General features: G+C 61.7%; 14 protein-coding genes and 1 tRNA gene. 4 read left to right on the top strand and 11 right to left on the bottom strand.

The window, feature by feature from the left end; genetic code table 11:
• Positions 1-18: 18 nt before the first annotated feature.
• Positions 19-1,437, top strand: coding sequence for an alpha/beta fold hydrolase (locus ACTNBY_RS01230; RefSeq protein WP_441063063.1), 1,419 nt, complete (start codon positions 19-21; stop codon positions 1,435-1,437).
• Positions 1,438-1,537: 100 nt separating this feature from the next.
• Here ACTNBY_RS01230 and proB read toward each other — a convergent pair whose 3' ends face one another.
• The 5 genes from proB to ACTNBY_RS01205 form a co-directional block, all read right to left on the bottom strand.
• The gene (proB, locus tag ACTNBY_RS01225) at positions 1,538-2,665 is read right to left on the bottom strand and encodes a glutamate 5-kinase (RefSeq protein ID WP_441014792.1); all 1,128 of its coding nucleotides are present in this window, start codon (positions 2,663-2,665) and stop codon (positions 1,538-1,540) included.
• A gap of 79 nt (positions 2,666-2,744) precedes the next feature.
• Positions 2,745-4,250, bottom strand: a complete 1,506-nt coding sequence (locus tag ACTNBY_RS01220; RefSeq protein ID WP_441063062.1) for a nicotinate phosphoribosyltransferase — start codon at positions 4,248-4,250, stop codon at positions 2,745-2,747.
• Positions 4,251-4,334: 84 nt separating this feature from the next.
• Positions 4,335-4,754 (bottom strand): hypothetical protein, encoded by a 420-nt coding sequence (locus tag ACTNBY_RS01215; protein ID WP_427747465.1) that lies wholly within the window; start codon positions 4,752-4,754, stop codon positions 4,335-4,337.
• A gap of 64 nt (positions 4,755-4,818) precedes the next feature.
• Positions 4,819-4,891 (bottom strand) — tRNA-Ala (locus ACTNBY_RS01210).
• Positions 4,892-5,123: 232 nt separating this feature from the next.
• Positions 5,124-6,062, bottom strand: coding sequence for a radical SAM protein (locus ACTNBY_RS01205; protein ID WP_441063061.1), 939 nt, complete (start codon positions 6,060-6,062; stop codon positions 5,124-5,126).
• A gap of 534 nt (positions 6,063-6,596) precedes the next feature.
• Here ACTNBY_RS01205 and ACTNBY_RS01200 point away from each other — a divergent pair.
• The 3 genes from ACTNBY_RS01200 to ACTNBY_RS01190 all read left to right on the top strand — a co-directional run bounded on the left by ACTNBY_RS01200 (position 6,597) and on the right by ACTNBY_RS01190 (position 9,520).
• Positions 6,597-7,796: an MraY family glycosyltransferase gene (locus ACTNBY_RS01200; protein WP_441063060.1), complete on the top strand. Its 1,200-nt coding sequence runs from the start codon at positions 6,597-6,599 to the stop codon at positions 7,794-7,796.
• Positions 7,797-7,955: 159 nt separating this feature from the next.
• Positions 7,956-9,005 (top strand): tryptophan--tRNA ligase, encoded by a 1,050-nt coding sequence (trpS, locus tag ACTNBY_RS01195; RefSeq protein ID WP_441056267.1) that lies wholly within the window; start codon positions 7,956-7,958, stop codon positions 9,003-9,005.
• A 221-nt stretch (positions 9,006-9,226) separates the two neighbouring features.
• Positions 9,227-9,520 (top strand): DUF6485 family protein, encoded by a 294-nt coding sequence (locus ACTNBY_RS01190; protein WP_195838532.1) that lies wholly within the window; start codon positions 9,227-9,229, stop codon positions 9,518-9,520.
• 422 nt (positions 9,521-9,942) lie between these two features.
• On the opposite strand, the gene ACTNBY_RS01185 is transcribed toward ACTNBY_RS01190, so the two are convergent.
• The 6 genes from ACTNBY_RS01185 to ACTNBY_RS01160 form a co-directional block, all read right to left on the bottom strand.
• Positions 9,943-10,263 carry an MGMT family protein gene (locus tag ACTNBY_RS01185; protein ID WP_441014804.1) on the bottom strand — a complete coding sequence of 107 codons (321 nt, stop codon included), beginning with the start codon at positions 10,261-10,263 and terminating at the stop codon, positions 9,943-9,945.
• Positions 10,264-10,456: 193 nt separating this feature from the next.
• Entirely contained in the window at positions 10,457-11,311 is an 855-nt protein-coding gene (locus ACTNBY_RS01180; RefSeq protein ID WP_441063059.1) for a DegV family protein, read from the bottom strand.
• A gap of 119 nt (positions 11,312-11,430) precedes the next feature.
• Complete coding sequence (locus ACTNBY_RS01175) at positions 11,431-11,880, bottom strand: MarR family winged helix-turn-helix transcriptional regulator (RefSeq protein WP_154515655.1); 450 nt, start codon at positions 11,878-11,880, stop codon at positions 11,431-11,433.
• Between the two features lie 163 nt (positions 11,881-12,043).
• On the bottom strand, positions 12,044-12,763 hold the full coding sequence (locus tag ACTNBY_RS01170) for a B3/B4 domain-containing protein (protein WP_441063058.1): 720 nt from the start codon (positions 12,761-12,763) through the stop codon (positions 12,044-12,046).
• A gap of 224 nt (positions 12,764-12,987) precedes the next feature.
• Entirely contained in the window at positions 12,988-14,658 is a 1,671-nt protein-coding gene (pckA, locus tag ACTNBY_RS01165) for a phosphoenolpyruvate carboxykinase (ATP) (protein ID WP_427719537.1), read from the bottom strand.
• 263 nt (positions 14,659-14,921) lie between these two features.
• Positions 14,922-16,493, bottom strand: a complete 1,572-nt coding sequence (locus tag ACTNBY_RS01160) for an L-lactate permease (RefSeq protein WP_154515661.1) — start codon at positions 16,491-16,493, stop codon at positions 14,922-14,924.
• Positions 16,494-16,535 lie beyond the last annotated feature (42 nt).

Genomic DNA, 16,535 nt, shown 5'->3' with positions numbered 1-16,535 from the left:
AACGAACGGAAGTACCGCATGGCCCTCATCACTTCGTACCACGTCCCCGGCCTCTATGTCGAGGACCACAGCATCGACGTCCCCTTGGATTGGCGCGGCCTGGAGCCAATGCTTTTGGCCTTCGGCAGCACCATGCGCCGCGGCGCCATGCCGGCGCCCATCGCCGGCGCACCCGAGAGCATCAAGCTTTTCTACCGCGTGGTTTGCGCTCCCGACCGTATCAACGACGACCTGCCACTCCTCCTCTTTTTGCAGGGCGGCCCCGGCGGCGAGAGCCCGCGTCCGCTGTCGCCCACAAGCGACGGCTGGATCGAGGAGGCCGTCAAGCACTTCCGCGTCGTCCTGCCCGACCAGCGCGGGACGGGGCGCAGCAGCTGTGTAGACGGGCGCACGATTGCCGCACTGGGTGAGCGCGCCGAGGCGGCAGGCTCCGATGCGGCCCGCTCGCAGGCGGATTTCCTCAAGCGCCACCTCGCCAGCTCCATCGTGCGCGACTTTGAGTACCTGCGCCTGGTGGGCTTTGGCGGCAAGCCCTGGGTCACACTCGGCCAGAGCTACGGCGGCTTTTTGACGTTGAGCTATCTGTCGCTCTTCCCCGAGGGGGTGGCGGCGAGCTTTACCTGCGGCGGCATTCCGCACGTACCGGCGAGCGCCAGCGAGGTCTACGCGCACACCTTCCCACGTATGGCGGCCAAGACTCAGCAGTATTACGACCGCTATCCCGCCGACGTCGAGCGCGTGGCGGCCCTGGCAGATGCCCTCGAGGAGCAAAAGCCCGTACTGCCCGACGGCTCGCCGATGACGGTCGAGCGCCTGCAGCTCATGGGCAGCGACTTTGGCATGAAGCCGAGCTTTGAGCGCATGCACTGGATTATCGACCACGCGTTTGTTAATGGCGACGGTACGCTGAGCTGCGGCTCCTCGGTATCCGACAGCTTTTTGATGCGCGCCTTTGAGCGCACCAACACGCGCACGAATCCGCTGTACTGGACGCTGCAGGAATTCATCTACGCCGATGGCGACACGATGCCCATTGGCTGGGCAGCCGCCGAGGAAAAGGCCCATCGTGCCGAGTTCGACACCCTCGCGCGCCCACTCATGTTTACCGGCGAGGCCATGTTCCCGTGGATGTTTGAGCAGATGCCCGAGCTCAAGCCCTTCAAGCCCGCCATGGACCTGCTGATGGAAGACACCAGCTGGGACAAGATCTACGACCCGCAGCGCCTGGCCTGCAACGAGGTGCCGCTCCAAGCCGCGGTGTATTTCGACGACATGTACGTGGATTCGGGCCTGCAGCTCGACACGCTCAGTCGTGTGGGCAACTCACACGCCTGGGTGACCAACGAGTTCGAGCACGACGGCCTGCACGGCAGCGTGGTGTTCAAGCACCTCTTCGACGAGGCCCTCAACCGCGGAGACCTGCGCCGAATCTTCTAGCAAAGGAGTGTCCCCCATCAGCCGGCACAATAGGAACGTCCCCAAGTGCCGGCACGAGAAAGACAGCGCTGCGGGAAACGATCCGCAGCGCTGTCTTTCTTTATGCAAAGACGATCAAGTTGTCTCGGTGGATCGCGGGCTTCTCGGCCAGGTCTGCCAGCAAGCGGTTGCCGGCAATCTGGTCCTGGCGGCGTCCGGCTGCAAGCTCCAGCACGTCCGAATCGGCCTCGGCGATACCGCGGGCGACGACCATGCCGCTCGGGTCGCACACGTCAAGCACATCGCCCTCGGCAAACGTGCCATCGACCTCGCGAATACCCACTGCAAGCAGGGAAGAACCGCGGCTGACCAGCGCCTTCGCGGCGCCGTCATCGACCGTCACCGAGCCATGCGCCTTGTCGCCCAGTGCAATCCACAGCTTGCGAGGCGCAATGTCCAGGCGCTCCGCCGGCGGATCGAACAGCGTACCCACGCTCTCGCCGCGGGCAAGGCGCACGAGCGCATCGGGCTCCTCGCCCGAGCAAATCACGCTCTGAATGCCCGCCGTCATCAGGATGCGGCTCGCGCGGATCTTGGTAATCATGCCGCCTGTGCCAACCGATGTGGAAGAATCGCCCGCCGAGGCAATGATCTTGGCATCGATCCTATGCACGACTGGGACGAACTCGGCCGTGGGGTCCTCGTGCGGATTGGCGGTATAGAGGCCGTCGATGTCCGAGAGCGTCACGCACAGGTCGGCAGAAACCAGGCAGCCCACAAGCGCCGCCAGCGTGTCGTTGTCGCCAAACTTGATCTCGTCGACGGTAACGGTGTCGTTCTCGTTGACGACCGGCACCACGCCCAGTTCCACCAGACGCAGCAGCGCGTCGCGCGCGTGCAGATAGGACGTGCGACGGGCCGTGTCGTGACGCGTGAGCAGCACGAGCGAGGTAAGCAGGTCGCGCGCATGGAACTCCTCGTCGTAGGCCGACGAGATGATGCACTGACCGGCCGAGGCGCAGGCCTGCAGGCTCGGCAGGTCACCGACCGGTTTGCGGTCAAAGCCCAGCACGGGATAGCCACAGGCAATGGCGCCCGAACTCACCACGACCAGACGCCAGCCGAGTTTGCGCAGGGCAGCAGCCTGATCGGCAAGCCCGCCGATAAAGGCGCGGTTGACCTTGCCATCGGCGCCCACCACCGTGGACGAACCGATCTTTACCACCATCGTTTTATAAGAAGTCGTCATACGTCAAACCAATCAACTGTTGAGGGTTCGGGCGAGCTGACGGCCGAGAGAACGTAATTCCACCCTACACCCAACAAAATTAGCGAGCCCAGGGGAAGGCAGAAGCCGCGGCCATGTTCTTGCGCACGAGCTCGTCACGCACCTGCGCCAGGCCCTGCTCCATGCCCACCACATAGGTCTGCGGGTACAGGAAGCGCTTGTAGACCGGATCCAGATGGTCCAGCGCCCAAGCGCAACGCTCGCGTGCGGCCTCGATGCTCTCGCGCGGGGCAACAGCGCTGCCGTCGCGCACGATCGGCGCCAGCAGCTCGCGATACTCAAGCTCGGACACGTCGGTCACCAGGGCGGCATCGTTCACGGCCACGAGGGTATTGCCGCGCGCGGCGCCCTCCCCCGCCAGATGGTCCTCGTCATAGATCATGTCGCAGACCGGGCCGCCAAAGCCGTCGTAATAGCGGCGCACGCGCTGCACGCCTGGAATCGTGCGCTTGTAGGGCTGCTCGGAGAGCTTGACCACCGGAGTCCACGGGTCCGTCTCGCTCGCACGGCGGGCGGAAAGCTTGTACACGCCGCCCAGTGCCGGTTGGTCGTAACAGGTCGCGAGCTTGGTGCCCACGCCAAAGCTATCGATGGGCGCGCCCTGGTCGAGCAGCGACTGAATCGTGTATTCATCCAGATCGTTGGAAACCGAGATCCCCACATAGGGCAAACCCTCGGCATCAAAACAGCCGCGGACATACTTGGAGAGTTTGGCCAGGTCGCCTGAGTCGATGCGAATGGCCGACAGACGCTCGCCCACCGCCTCCATCTCCTTGGCAACCGTAATGGCATGCTCGCAGCCCTCGCGCACATCATAAGTGTCGATGAGCAGCGTGCAGTTCTTAGGGCTCGACTTGGCAAAGGCACGGAAGGCCTCGAGCTCGGAATCGAAGCTCATCACCCAGCTGTGCGCATGCGTGCCAAAGACGGGAATACCGTAGCGGCGACCGGCGAGCACATTGGACGTAGAGGAACAGCCGGCAACATAGCTCGCGCGCGCGACGGCCAGACCGCCATCGGGACCCTGGGCGCGGCGAAGGCCAAACTCGGCCACGGGACGGCCGTCCGCCGCCAGCACCACGCGCGCCGTCTTGGTGGCGACAAGCGTCTGGAAGCCGACGATGTTGAGCAGCGCCGTCTCGAGCAGCTGGCACTCCAGCGCGGGGCCGGTGACGCGCACCATGGGCTCGCGCGGAAAGACGAGCTCGCCCTCGGGGACGGCGTCGATGTTTACATGCGCACGAAAATCGCGCAGGTAGTCGAGGAATTCAGGCTTGAACATCGCGCCGCCGGCCGGGGCCTGGAGCGATGCGAGGTAGTCGATATCCTCGGGCGTAAAGCGAAGGTTTTCGACCAGCTCGGGCAGCTCGGCGGTGCCGCACATGACGGCATAGGCGCTGCCAAACGGATGGTCACGGTAAAACGCCGTAAAACAGCCCTGCTCATTGGCCTTGCCGCTCTCCCACAGGCCCTGGGCCATAGTGAGCTCGTACAGATCGGTGAGCATTGCGATGTCGGTGGGATACGAGATGTCGGTCAAAGCCATGGGGCGACCTTTCGGATGCGTTGTGCAGAGGTTGAGGGTTGGACGAGAGCAGAGCATGCGGACATGACGCCCGATGCAAATCGGTTAGAGCAGGCCCATGCTGGTCATGATCGTGTAGCCCATAAAGACGACAAACGCGACCAAGGCGAGCGCGATGATGATCTTTTGAGCCGGGGCCATACCGGGGATCTCGCCCTCGGCCGTGGGCTCCTTGGAAGTGACCATGCGCTGGGCAAACGTCATCTCGTCACGGCTCGGCTTGGGCTCGGCGGGCTTGGGGCGGGCGGCTTTCTTAGGCTGAGGCTTGGGTGCAGCAGGCGCAGGCTCGGATGCGGCCTTGGCAGCGGCCTCCTCGGCCTTCGCATGCTCGGCACGCAGGGCGGCCAGCTCCTCACGCTCGCGACGGGCCTCTTCCTGGGCCTCGCGGCGGGCCTTCTCAGCGCGGAGCTCTTCCAACTCGGCGCGCTCCTCGTCGGACAATGGTTGGGAATCAAGCTCGGCCATAGTGCAGCCCTTTCTTTCAAAAAAAGCCGCCGACACAATGTCGACGGCTTATCAAATCCAAGGGTGGAGACGAAGGGAGTCGAACCCTCGGCCTCTGCCATGCGACGGCAGCGCTCTCCCAACTGAGCTACGTCCCCAAGACAAGTTGATATTTTACCTACGGCTCGCCAGCTGTCAACGCCCAATACCCAGTCTTTTTGGGACGGGGCTTTTTTGACTACTTTTCGGATGGTAGCTCGACCCCCACCGGGAGCAGTCTTTTTGGGACGGGGCTTTTTTAGCTACCCAGGCAGATAGCGAAAACGATTTGGACGATTAACGGCAGGGGCAGCTAAAATAGCCCCGTCCCAAAAAGACTGCTCAAAAGAGCTACTTTGCGCTGGTGAGGACGCCGGTGGTGTCGAAGGCTGGGGTAAAGCTCTCGTCTACCGCGCCGCCCTCTTGCCAGAACATCGTCGTAAACCCCAGGTCGTCGGCATGGTCGAGCACCCGCTCGTACTCCTCGCGCGTCACGGCTCGCGCCAAGTCGCCGCCCTGCTCGCGCATGAGCGCATTGGGCGTGTACTGGTTCATGACCGAGATCGGCACATCACCCACCGTCTGCCACACCAGGTCCAGCACGCGACACGAATCGTCCGCATGCCCCGGCAACACCAGGTGGCGCACGATCATGCCGCGCTTCATGAGCCCGTCCTCGTCCACCAGCTCTCCCCCACGGCGCTCAATCTCGCGCGCCATTTGCGCCAAACCCGACACGGCCACACGCGGGTAGTCCTGAATATGAGAGAGCGACTGCGCAAGCCCCGCATCGGCATATTTAAAGTCGGTTAGCCACACATCGACCAGATCGCCGAGCGCCGCCACGGCACTCGCGCGCTCATAACCGCTTGTGTTGTAGACGATTGGAACAACCAGCCCGCGCGCCCGTGCCGCGGCAATCGCAGCCGGCAGCAGGTGCGCGTAGTGCGTCGCCGTCACCAAGTTAATATTGTTCGCGCCCTGGTCCTGCAGCTCCAACATAATCTCGACCAGGCGCTCGGGCATAATCTCAAGCCCAAAATTGCCCGTCGAGATCTCGTGGTTCTGGCAATAGACGCATTTGAGCGAGCAGCCGCTAAAGAAGATCGTGCCCGAACCGGCCTCGCCCGAAATAGGCGGCTCCTCCCACATATGAAGCGCCGCACGGGCCACCTTGAGCGTGTCGTTAGCACCGCATACGCCGCGCGCACCCTCATCGCGCGCCGCACCGCAACGGCGCGGACACAAATGGCAGGCAGGCGAAAAAAGTTCGGTCAACGACGTCGGCATAAAAACATGCTCCAAAACAACGATTCAGCAGCTCAAACGCAAAAGGACCAACCGCGCAGACGGCTCGAGCCCAAGGCGCCGTAATCGTCCGACACGATTTTTGTAATGTCAAGACTGGAATCGATAAAGTGCCGCTTTATGATATAGGTATTCCGCCCCCCGCGGAGCAACTGGGTGAACCGTCGCGTTTATTTAGGGAGCCCACACAGTCGTACGTAGTACAGGTATCCTTCGTTGTTAAGGACGCTGGAACGGTCGATGAGGGCACCCACCTGTTTTAGGTGGGTTCATTTTCGTAACGTGGGGGGTGGTTTTCTTTTGCCGATTTTGCCAAAAATTGCCATCGCAGATCCCGTATGACACCCAACGACACTCGGCAGAACCCCCGCCACCATCCCAATATCTGGTAAGCGCGTGATTATCGATTGGCGCGATTCCCCGCACCCCCTTTGGTCGAGTATCATGGGTCAGCTATACCCTTTGCGGCATGGCATCCTTTGACCTTTTCCTTCGACGCTTGGCGGTTTTTGATACATGGCTTCATCCACAAGCTACATACCGTTCCTTTGCGTGGCAGCCGCGGCATATATCACGACCTTCCTCACGGTGCCCCTGGTTAAACGTCTGGCAATCAAGCTCGACGCCGTTGACTATCCTTCAAAACGCCGTATCAACACCAAGCCCATCCCGCGCTTGGGAGGTATGGCGGTCTTTTTGGGCCTGGTCGTTGCCTGCATCGTTCAGATTATGGGCACCTGGCATCTGGGCTGGCCGCCCGTCTTGGTCCCGCATCCGCGCCTGCACATTAGCTACCCCATGCTGGCGCTTTCTTTTACCGTCATTTTTGCGACCGGCGCGATCGACGACGTCTTCCAGCTTAAGCCCAAGCAAAAGCTCGCCGGCCAGGTCCTCGCCGCACTCATCGCCTGCGTGGGTGGCCTAAAAATCGGCGTCATCGTCAACCCGGTTGCCCCCGGCGAGATCATGCTCGGCTGGCTCGCCTATCCCATCACCGTGGTCTACCTGGTGGCGTTCACCAATATCATCAACCTCATCGACGGCCTCGATGGCCTGGCCACAGGCATTTGCGGCATCGCATCGTTCACGATGTTCTCGATGGCCGTTCTCTCGGGCCGCATCGATGCCGCCGCGCTCTCCATCGCGTTGTTTGGCGCCTGCCTGGCCTTCTTGCGCTACAACTTCAACCCCGCGAGCATCTTTCTGGGCGACTCAGGGTCGCTGCTGCTGGGCTTTGCGCTGGGCTCCATTTCGCTGCTTAATGTGAGCCGCACCGCCGCGCTCACCTCGCTTATCATTCCGCTCATCGTTGCCGGTGTGCCCATCATCGACACGTTTAGCGCCATCGTGCGCCGCAAGCGCGCCCACATTAGCATTGGGCAGGCCGACAAAGGCCACATCCACCACCGCCTCATTCAAGAGGGCTATAACCAGAAGCAGGCTGTGCTGCTTATCTATGCCTGGTGTGTCCTGCTTTCGGCCGGTGCGGCCGCCATCAACCAGGTCGAAGTCCCCATGCGCGTGCTCATCTTTACCGTCCTTGGCATTGGCTCGGCAGCCTTCGCCAAGCACCTGCACCTGTTTGAGCCCGTGCTACGCCACCATTACAACAAGCGCACGCACGAAGACGAGCTGATAACCCCCGACGACCCCGCCTTTAAGCAGGAGGAGCAAGCGGCCGAGGAGCGTAAGGGAGAGCGCCACCACAGGCATTAAGGTTTGCTGCAGAAGGTCGCTCTGCTTACCGTCGGCCGCTCGTGACCGCGCCTCGACCGCCACGCATGTCTCGCCTTACCACCCCCTTGCCCACTTTCGCCCGCCCCTCTCAATAAACGCGTTATCATCTTGACCCATGAACATACGTTAGGAGCAATCATGCCAAACGAGAACAGCTACGAAGTCGCGCTGCAAAAGAGCAACGCCATTCGCGAGGGCCTGGCCAAGACGCCCGAGAAGTTCACCATGCTTTCCGGCGACCGCCCCACCGGCCGTCTGCACCTAGGCCACTACTTTGGCACCCTCAAGGGCCGCGTGGAGTTGCAGAATATGGGCGCCAAGACCAACGTGCTCATTGCCGACTACCAGGTCATCACCGACCGCGACACCACCGAGCACATCCAGGACAACGTGTATAACATGGTCATGGACTACCTTGCCTGCGGTATCGACCCTGACAAGACCATGATCTACACGCACTCCGCCGTGCCCGCCGCCAACCAGCTCATGCTGCCGTTCCTGTCGCTGGTCTCCGAGGCCGAGCTGGCGCGCAACCCCACCGTCAAGGCCGAGATGGAGGCCTCGGGCCACGAGCTCACCGGCCTTCTGCTCACCTATCCGGTACACCAGGCCTGCGACATCCTGTTCTGCAAGGGTAACGTTGTGCCCGTCGGTCGCGACCAGCTGCCGCACATCGAGCTCACCCGTACCATCGCCCGCCGCTTTAACAACCGCTACGGCAAGGTGTTCCCCGAGGTCGACGCGCTGCTGTCCGAGACCCCGCTGCTGCCCGGCCTGGACGGCCGCAAGATGAGCAAGAGCTACGGCAACGCCATCAATATCTCGATGACCGCCGAGGAGACGGCCAAGCGCATCAAGAAGAGCCAGACCGACTCCGAACGCATGATTACGTTTGATCCCGAGAACCGCCCCGGCGTGTCCGGCCTGCTTTCGACCGCCGCCATCTGCACCGGCCGTTCCGAGGTCGAGATTGCCGAGGAGATTGGCATGGGTGGCTCCGGCCAGCTCAAGAAGTACGTGACCGAGGCCGTCAACGGGTACTTCGCACCTATCCGCGAGCGTCGCCAGCGCTACGAGAACGACCTGGACTATGTGAAGGACGTCCTGCACGAGGGCAACCGTCGCGCCAACGAGATTGCCGAGCAGACCCTGGCCGAGGTTCAGGACGCCATGGGCATGGTGTACTAGTCGAGAGCAATAAACAACACTCAAACTAAACCGCCGCGATTGGCACAATCCTCGTTGCGGCGGTTTTGTTTTCTTCAGAGGTCGGTCGCCGAGATATTCAGCCGCTTGGCAGAACCCCTAAGTCGCAAGCACCTTGAGGCTATATCCTGTTAAGCAATGACACCCTATTGTTTAACATGCGGCAGCTTTTACGGCAGACCCGACCGACCGGAAGGAGTCCCATGAGCTCAGTTGCGTTTTGTACCTGCAACGACCGGAAATGCCCATTTAACCCTGTCAACCACGAGAAGGGCTGCACACCGTGTATCGCTAAGAATCTGCACGAGCACGAGATTCCAACGTGCCTGTTCAACGCGATTTCTCCCGATCGGCTTGAGGCCGATAAAGACGAGTGGTCGTGGCAAGCGTTCGCGCGGCATGTAGAAGCATATCTGGGAAGCGACAGCCCAAGAATCCCCGCAGGCGAAGAAGCGCCGCAGGGATTTACCAAGATCGGTTGCTGTAAGCGGGACTAACAATCAAAGTTAGTGCCCCCCCCTAAAACCAAACGTCAGTACCTCATTATGGGATAACAGACCTGATGGGTTTGCCCCATGCTTACAGGAAAGCGCCCGCCGACCATGGCAGCCGGCGGGCCCGTTCCCGAAGTACACCGTTGAATCGCACAGAGGGGAGGAATGCGAATCAAACTCAACAGGGCAGGCTTTTTCATCGCCTACGGCCTGCTCCGTTGCTGCATACAATATAGTTCACCCTAGTTTACTTTGCCGTATCAAACCGCGCCGCCACACCTTCTCCATAAGTTAGACACGGTAAACCTGCCAAATAGGGACAGGTTTATTTTGGCAGGTTTTATCTGGGGAAACATCAATGGAGCCAGCGTTCCACCACAAAGAGGACAGCCAGCTTTGTGGTGGTTTTGGCCACGGCAGAGCCGCTAGAGCCCTGCTGGCCAACGACAGGCGGCCAAGTCGACGTGCATGGGGTCGACAAACGTCACGCCCTCCCCCAGCAGAAGTTCGCGCTGAGCATCGGGGCCGCCAAACGCAAAGCCCTCGCAAATGCTGCCATCGGCAAACACCACACGATGGCAGGGAATCTCGCCGGGGCGCGGATTGCTGTGCAGCGCATAGCCCACGTACCGCGCACTTCGTGGACGGCCGGCGAGCAGCGCCACCTGGCCGTACGTGGCAACCATCCCCTCAGGGATCTGCTCGACTACCTCGTACACCCGCTCAAAAAAGCCCTCAGACGCCATCGATGCTCCTTTCCGCCCGCAACAGCATAAATCAAATGATCCCTCGGGGACGGCAGGGTTGCGGATCATTTGCGGCCTCCGTGCGGCCGATGGTCCGCAACCCCGTCATCGCCGAGGGATCACATGGCATGGCAGGTAGCGTTTGCCCAGATAAAACCTGCCAAAATAAACCTGTCCCTTTTTGGCAGGTCGGTTAGTTGGCAGGCTGGAAGAAGGCTACGGCTACGGCACCGGGGCCTACATGGGTGCCGATGGTGGCGCCGATGGTGTGAACGGGCAGCTCGCCCTCGGTGTGGCCAGCCCACAGCGCGGCGCTGTCCTCGATATACTTCTTGAGCACCGCATCCGAAAGGCCCGTATAGCCGAGCGCCAGCGGCATGGAAAAGTCGACGCCGCCCGCCTTTTCGACCTTTTGGTTCAGCAGGTTGCGACCGTTCTTGGAACCGCGCGCCTTGCCCAGCTGCACGATCAGACCATCCTCGGCAGCCACCACGGGCTTTACGTTGAGCAGCGTACCCACGGCGCCGGCCGCAGCAGACAGGCGACCACCGCGCACCAGGTACTCCAGCGTCTCGAGCAGGCCGATAACCACCACGCGGTCGCGCACGGCCTCGACCGCCGCCGCGATCTGGGCCGCGCTACGGCCCTCGTCCACCAAGCGCAGGGCATACTCGACCAGCACGCGCTCGCCCAGGGTGACGTTGTTGCTGTCTACCACGAACACATCGCCGCCCGGGGCCTCGGCAAGAGCGGTGCGCGCACTCTGATTGGTGCCGGAAAGCTTAGCGCCCACGGTAATAATCACGGCCTCATCGCCGGCTTCACGAACCTCGGCGATAGCCTGCGAAAACGCGTACGGGTTGACCTGACCGGTCTTGGGCAGCTCATCGCGCTCCACGAGCATCTCGTAAAAGCGCTGGTGATCGATGTCGACGCCATCCATGTAAACATCGGTGCCAAAGGTAACGGACAGCGGCAGAACAGCCAGTGCCGGGTGCTCCGCCGGCGACATATCGCTTGCGGAATCGGTAATAATGCGGACGGACATAGCGAATCCTTTCTTGCACAGGTCCCGCGCAGGGAATTTTGACAGCAATGCCCCGGCACGGTATACGCGCTCAAACGGGACGATGCAGTTGTTAATGGGAAGCAAATGCCTAGGCGGCCCTACAGCTCGCGCAGGGTGTCGAGAATCGTACGCAGCGACGCGTACATCTGCTCGCGCTGCTCCACGCCCATGGCCTTGCCGGTGGCGTCGAGCACCTCGCGAATAATGCGATCGGCCTCATTCATGCTCTCGCCGCCCAACGTGGTCAGGCGAACCGGGGCGCGATACTTAACGGCGGCATCGCCCGAATCGTCGACCTCGACGTAGCCGCCCTCTTCCAGATGCGCCAGCGTGCGCGAGACGGCAGCGCGGGTCACGCCTGCCATGCGGGCGAGGTCGGCACCAGTCAGGCCGTCCTTGCTGCGCTCAAGATAGTACAGGCACATGATATCGGAACCCTTAAGGCCCAGCCTTGCGCCCTCAGATGCCTTAATGCGCTGGATCTCCTTGTAGAGCCCGCTAATCAGTCCGACAAAATCCTCAAAACGTGTCTCGTCGTTCTGCTGCATGGGAGACGACCGCCTTTCGCTTACATGATGCTAACGGGTAAACATCTTAGCCGTACCCAGCGATCGCAAGCCCCGAACGCCCTATTTGTTAACCCATCAACATAAAAACCACCACAAAGGGGATAGCACCTTTGTGGTGGTTTGTGTGGTGGTTTGGCCCGAGCTAGAGTTCCACGCGCGGGTTATCGCGGGTCACAAGCGTCTTAACGACAACCGTCGCTCCCAGATAGCGCTCAAGCAGCTCGGCTAAGCGATCGATCGCGGCCTGACAGTCCCCCATTCGCTCGGGCTCAACACACTCAATCGCCAGGAACGCATCGGCAGAATCGTCGGACAGGGCCGTTCGAACGCCGTCGCGCCAGTTCCAGCAGCGGCACACGGCGCCCGCATCATCGATGTAGGCGAGCTCGCCGGGCAGCGTCGGGTCATCCGCCTCCTCGCCAAGCGGCAAGAACGCATCGCCACCGTTGGTCACCTTCAAGCGAAGGTCTCCCTCAATCGCGTGCAAATCCTCGCCTCCCACGGGCAGCGCGTAGGTCAGCGACACCGTGTTGTAAATATCCACCGCCGGTGTGATATGACCGACCGGTTTGCCCTTGAGCACGCGCTTGAGCAAGTTCTCGATCGAGCAGCGGGCGCCCTTTTTAGTCTTGAACAGGCGATAGGCCTCGCGCCAAGCCTTGACCGGCGCGTTCTCGCTGATGGTATCGCTTGTCAGGTGGCGCTCCGCATCGATATTGGCGCGATCGAGCAGCGCCGCAATCGCGTCCACGTCCTCTTGAGGAATCGTAGCCGCGGGCTTCATGCCCTTTACGACCACGACGCCGACCGCCGCCTGTGGAAATAGCTCCCAAAATGAATCCTCGGCAACAAAGCCCTTCATACGCTCTCCCTTCGCAATTCGCGCCAACGCGAGCGCCTAAACAAAAAGCGCCCTCACAGCGGCCACCTTCAAAGTCCTACGGTGCCGTCACAAGAGCGCTTACGCTGTCCCCATCCGGAGAAGGGGACGATATGTCAGGCGCATTGTAACCCGAGTCATCCACACGAGCAAAACCACCACAAAGGCGCCTGCCTCTTTGTGGTGGATATGGACTCGAGGCGACGCTAGTGGCGGAGTCCCAGCAGGCCGCGGCCGCGATGACGGGCCTCGGCGGACACCTGAGCGTGCGGGCCGGCGGCCTTGACGGACTCGGGCAGGTGCGAGTACTTCTTCTCGAAGTTCTCCTCGAACATCACCGCCAGGTTGTGCGCGGCCTCGTCGTAGCGCGCTGTGCTCTGCCAGTACTGGCGCGGCACCAGGATGCCGTCCGGCACACCGTGGCACGTGGTGGGAATGTCGACATTAAAGATATCGTCGTGCAAGAACTCGCTGTCCTCGATGGTACCGTCGAGGGCGCGTGCGACCAGGGCGCGCGTGTAGGCAAGCTCGATGCGATGGCCCACGCCATAACCGCCGCCAATCCAGCCGGTGTTGAGCAGATAGACGCGGGTGCGACCGTCGGCGATACGCTCGCCGAGCATCTTGGCGTAGACCATGGGATCGAGCGGCATAAACGGCTCTCCGAACAGCGAGGAGAACGTAGGCGTGGGCTCGGTGACGCCGACCTCGGTACCGGGGATCTTTGCGGTGAAGCCTGTCACAAAGTGATACATGGCGGCATCGGCCGTCAGGCGCGAGATAGGCGGCAGCACGCCAAAGGCATCGCAGGTCAAAAACAGCACGACGCTCGGGGTGGTGCCCATGCCCTTGGTCCACGCGTTGGGGATATGCTCGACGGGATAGGCAACGCGCGTGTTGTGCGTGATCGAGACGTCATCGTAGTTGGGCTTGCGGTTCTCGTCAAGCACCACGTTTTCGCAGATCGCGCCAAAGCGAACGGCATTGAAGATCTCGGGCTCGTGAAACTCGTCCAAGCCCTCGCACTTGGCGTAGCAGCCGCCCTCGATGTTGAAGATGCCCATGTCGGACCAACCGTGCTCGTCGTCGCCGATCAGCAGGCGCGTGGGATTGGCCGAAAGCGTGGTCTTGCCGGTGCCGGACAGGCCAAAGAACACGGCGGTCTCGTGCGTGACGGGATCCATGCTGGCCGAGCAATGCATGGGCAGCACATCGTCCTCGACGGGCAGCAGGTAATTCATGACGCTGAAGATGGACTTTTTAATCTCGCCGGAGTAGCCGGTGCCGGCAACCAGAATCACGCGTTCCTGGAAGTTGATGACCACGGCGGCGCTGGAGTTGAGGCCCTTGATGGCAGGGTCGCACTGGTACCCGGGTGCCGCGAGCACGCAAAAGTCCGGCTCGCCGGTGCGCGCAATTTCGCGAGCGAGCGGACGGGCGAGCATCTGCTTAATGAAGAGCGCCTGGCTCGCGCGCTCGCAGGCAACGAGCAGGCGACGCGTGTGGTTGCGGTCGGCACCCGCCATGCCGCGGGTGACGAACACATCGCGCTCGTTGAGATAGTCGACGATGCCGGCCTTGATGGCCTCGTAGCTCTCAATCGAAAGCGGGCGGTTGACGGCGCCCCAGGCGATCTTGTCGTGAACATCGGGGGTGTCAACGATAAAGCGGTCGTTGGGAGAACGGCCGGTGCGTTCCCCCGTCTCGATTACCAGCGCGCCGTTGGATGCCATGCGGCCCTCTTCACGGCGGATGGCGTGCTCGACGAGCTCCGCAGCAGGTAGATCGACCAGCAGACGCGGCTGATTCTCGGCGGGATCTTCGACCAGCGTAATACCAAAGTTGGACAGAACTTCTGCAGGGGTAACACCAGGCATGGGGCCTCCTTTAAAAGCGCGTCACGCGGGCGCGGCGCGCACTTTACTCACGTAAAGTTCGTTGTACCCGATATGCAAAAACGTTTTTTGCGGCAAGGGCGGCAAGCCCGCCCAACGGTCAAAAATCCCAGGCAAGCGGCCTAGTCATTGGGTAGTCATTGGGGACGTTCTCAAACGACGAGTCGTTGGGGACACTCTTGAACAGGCAACATTCAAGGAGTGTCCCCGGATGCCGGCACTTAGGGACGTTCCCAAAGTGCCAACTATAGCGGCAGGCCTTGGCCGAGCATGGCGATGGCGCTCATGAGGACCAGCATGCCGGCGGCGTAGGGCAGGACGGCGCCCAGGAGCTCGGCATCCTTGCCGCGCACGTGCACGGCGGCAAGACCAATAGCGAGCGTCTGCGGCGAGATCATCTTGCCGGCGGCGACGCCAAGCGCGTTCAGCGCGACCATCCAGTAGTCGCTCACGCCCAGCGCGGTGGCAGCCTGGCTCTGGATGGGACCAAACAGCATGCCAGAAGACGTGCCCGAACCGGTCACGAACGCACCGACCGCGCCGATCCACGGAGCCAGAATCGGGTACAGGCCACCGGCGACCGCAATGCAAAACGCGCTGATCGAAGAGATCATGCCCGCATAGCCCATAACCTTGGCACAGCCCAGAACCGAAAGCATGGTAATGACCGTCGGCATCATCTGCTTGACGGTCGCGGCCAGTACCTTGCCCATCATGCGCGGCGAAGCACCCTGAATGGCGCCGCCGACAAACGCCGCCAGGAAAATCCAGACGCCCGGCGTGTTGATCCACGAAAACGTGAGCGTGCCGGGGTTCTCGCCGCAATACACCTGCACCTGGCTCGCAAACGGTGCGAGCGCAGCATGCACGGCAGGCACCAGGTTAGACGTTCCCAACAGCAGCACAAAGATCAGGATGAAGCACGACCAAGCCGAAAGCGCCGACTTAGCGGTGAGCTGCTCGCCGGCCTCGATATTCATGTGGAAGCGTGCGTCCAGATGCCCCGACTTCTCGGCACGCATGGCAAGCGCAGCTGTCAGCGCGAGCGAAACGATGGAACCGACGACGACGGCAAGCTCGGGACCCACAAACATAGCAACGACAAGAGCCGCACCGGCAAAGGACACGCCGGAGAGCACGGCGATGCCCGCCACGCCGTTCAGGCGCTCGGCAACGCCCGCAACATTACCCTGGTCATCGGCGACACGACCCGCAACCAGCACGATAAACAGCGGCATCATCGCAAAGAAAGGCGCCAACTGCACCATCTGAACGGTCGCCAAATGTAGCGGGTCCAGGCCCACCAGACCGGCAACGGACACCGTGGGAATGCCAATGGAGCCGTAGGGCGTGGGCACGCCGTTGGCCAGCAGACAGATGAGCACGGCGGGCACGGCCTCAAAGCCCAGGCCCGCGAGCATGCCGGCGGGAATAGCAACGGCGGTGCCAAAACCGGCCATGCCCTCCATAAAGCCACCAAAGCACCAGGCCACAAGCAGCGCCAGCAGACGGCGATCGCTGCTGATGGAGGTGATCATGCTGCCGATCACGTCCATGGCGCCCGTGCGAACGCACAGGTTATACGTGAACACCGCGGCGATGATTACCAAAACGATGGGCCACAGGGCCATCAAAAAGCCTTCGAGCGAGGCGGTCGCGATCTGCGCTGCCGGCAGGTGCCACCATGCGAAGGCAAGCACGCACGAAAGGACAAACGATCCGATGGCGGCTTTCCAAGCTGGCCATTTAAAGCACAGCAGCATCACGACAAGCCAAATGATCGGCACAAGAGCCAGCAAGAATGCGGCGACGTCCATAGGTAGAAGCTCCTTGGTGCCGCGCGGGCGGCATCGTGGTAT

The organism is Collinsella sp. HCP28S3_E12 (assembly GCF_052065595.1).
In the GTDB taxonomy this organism is placed as follows: Bacteria; Actinomycetota; Coriobacteriia; order Coriobacteriales; family Coriobacteriaceae; genus Collinsella.
The sequence above is the reverse complement of the archived record's forward strand: the minus strand, read 5'-3'. Positions and strand labels throughout refer to the sequence as shown.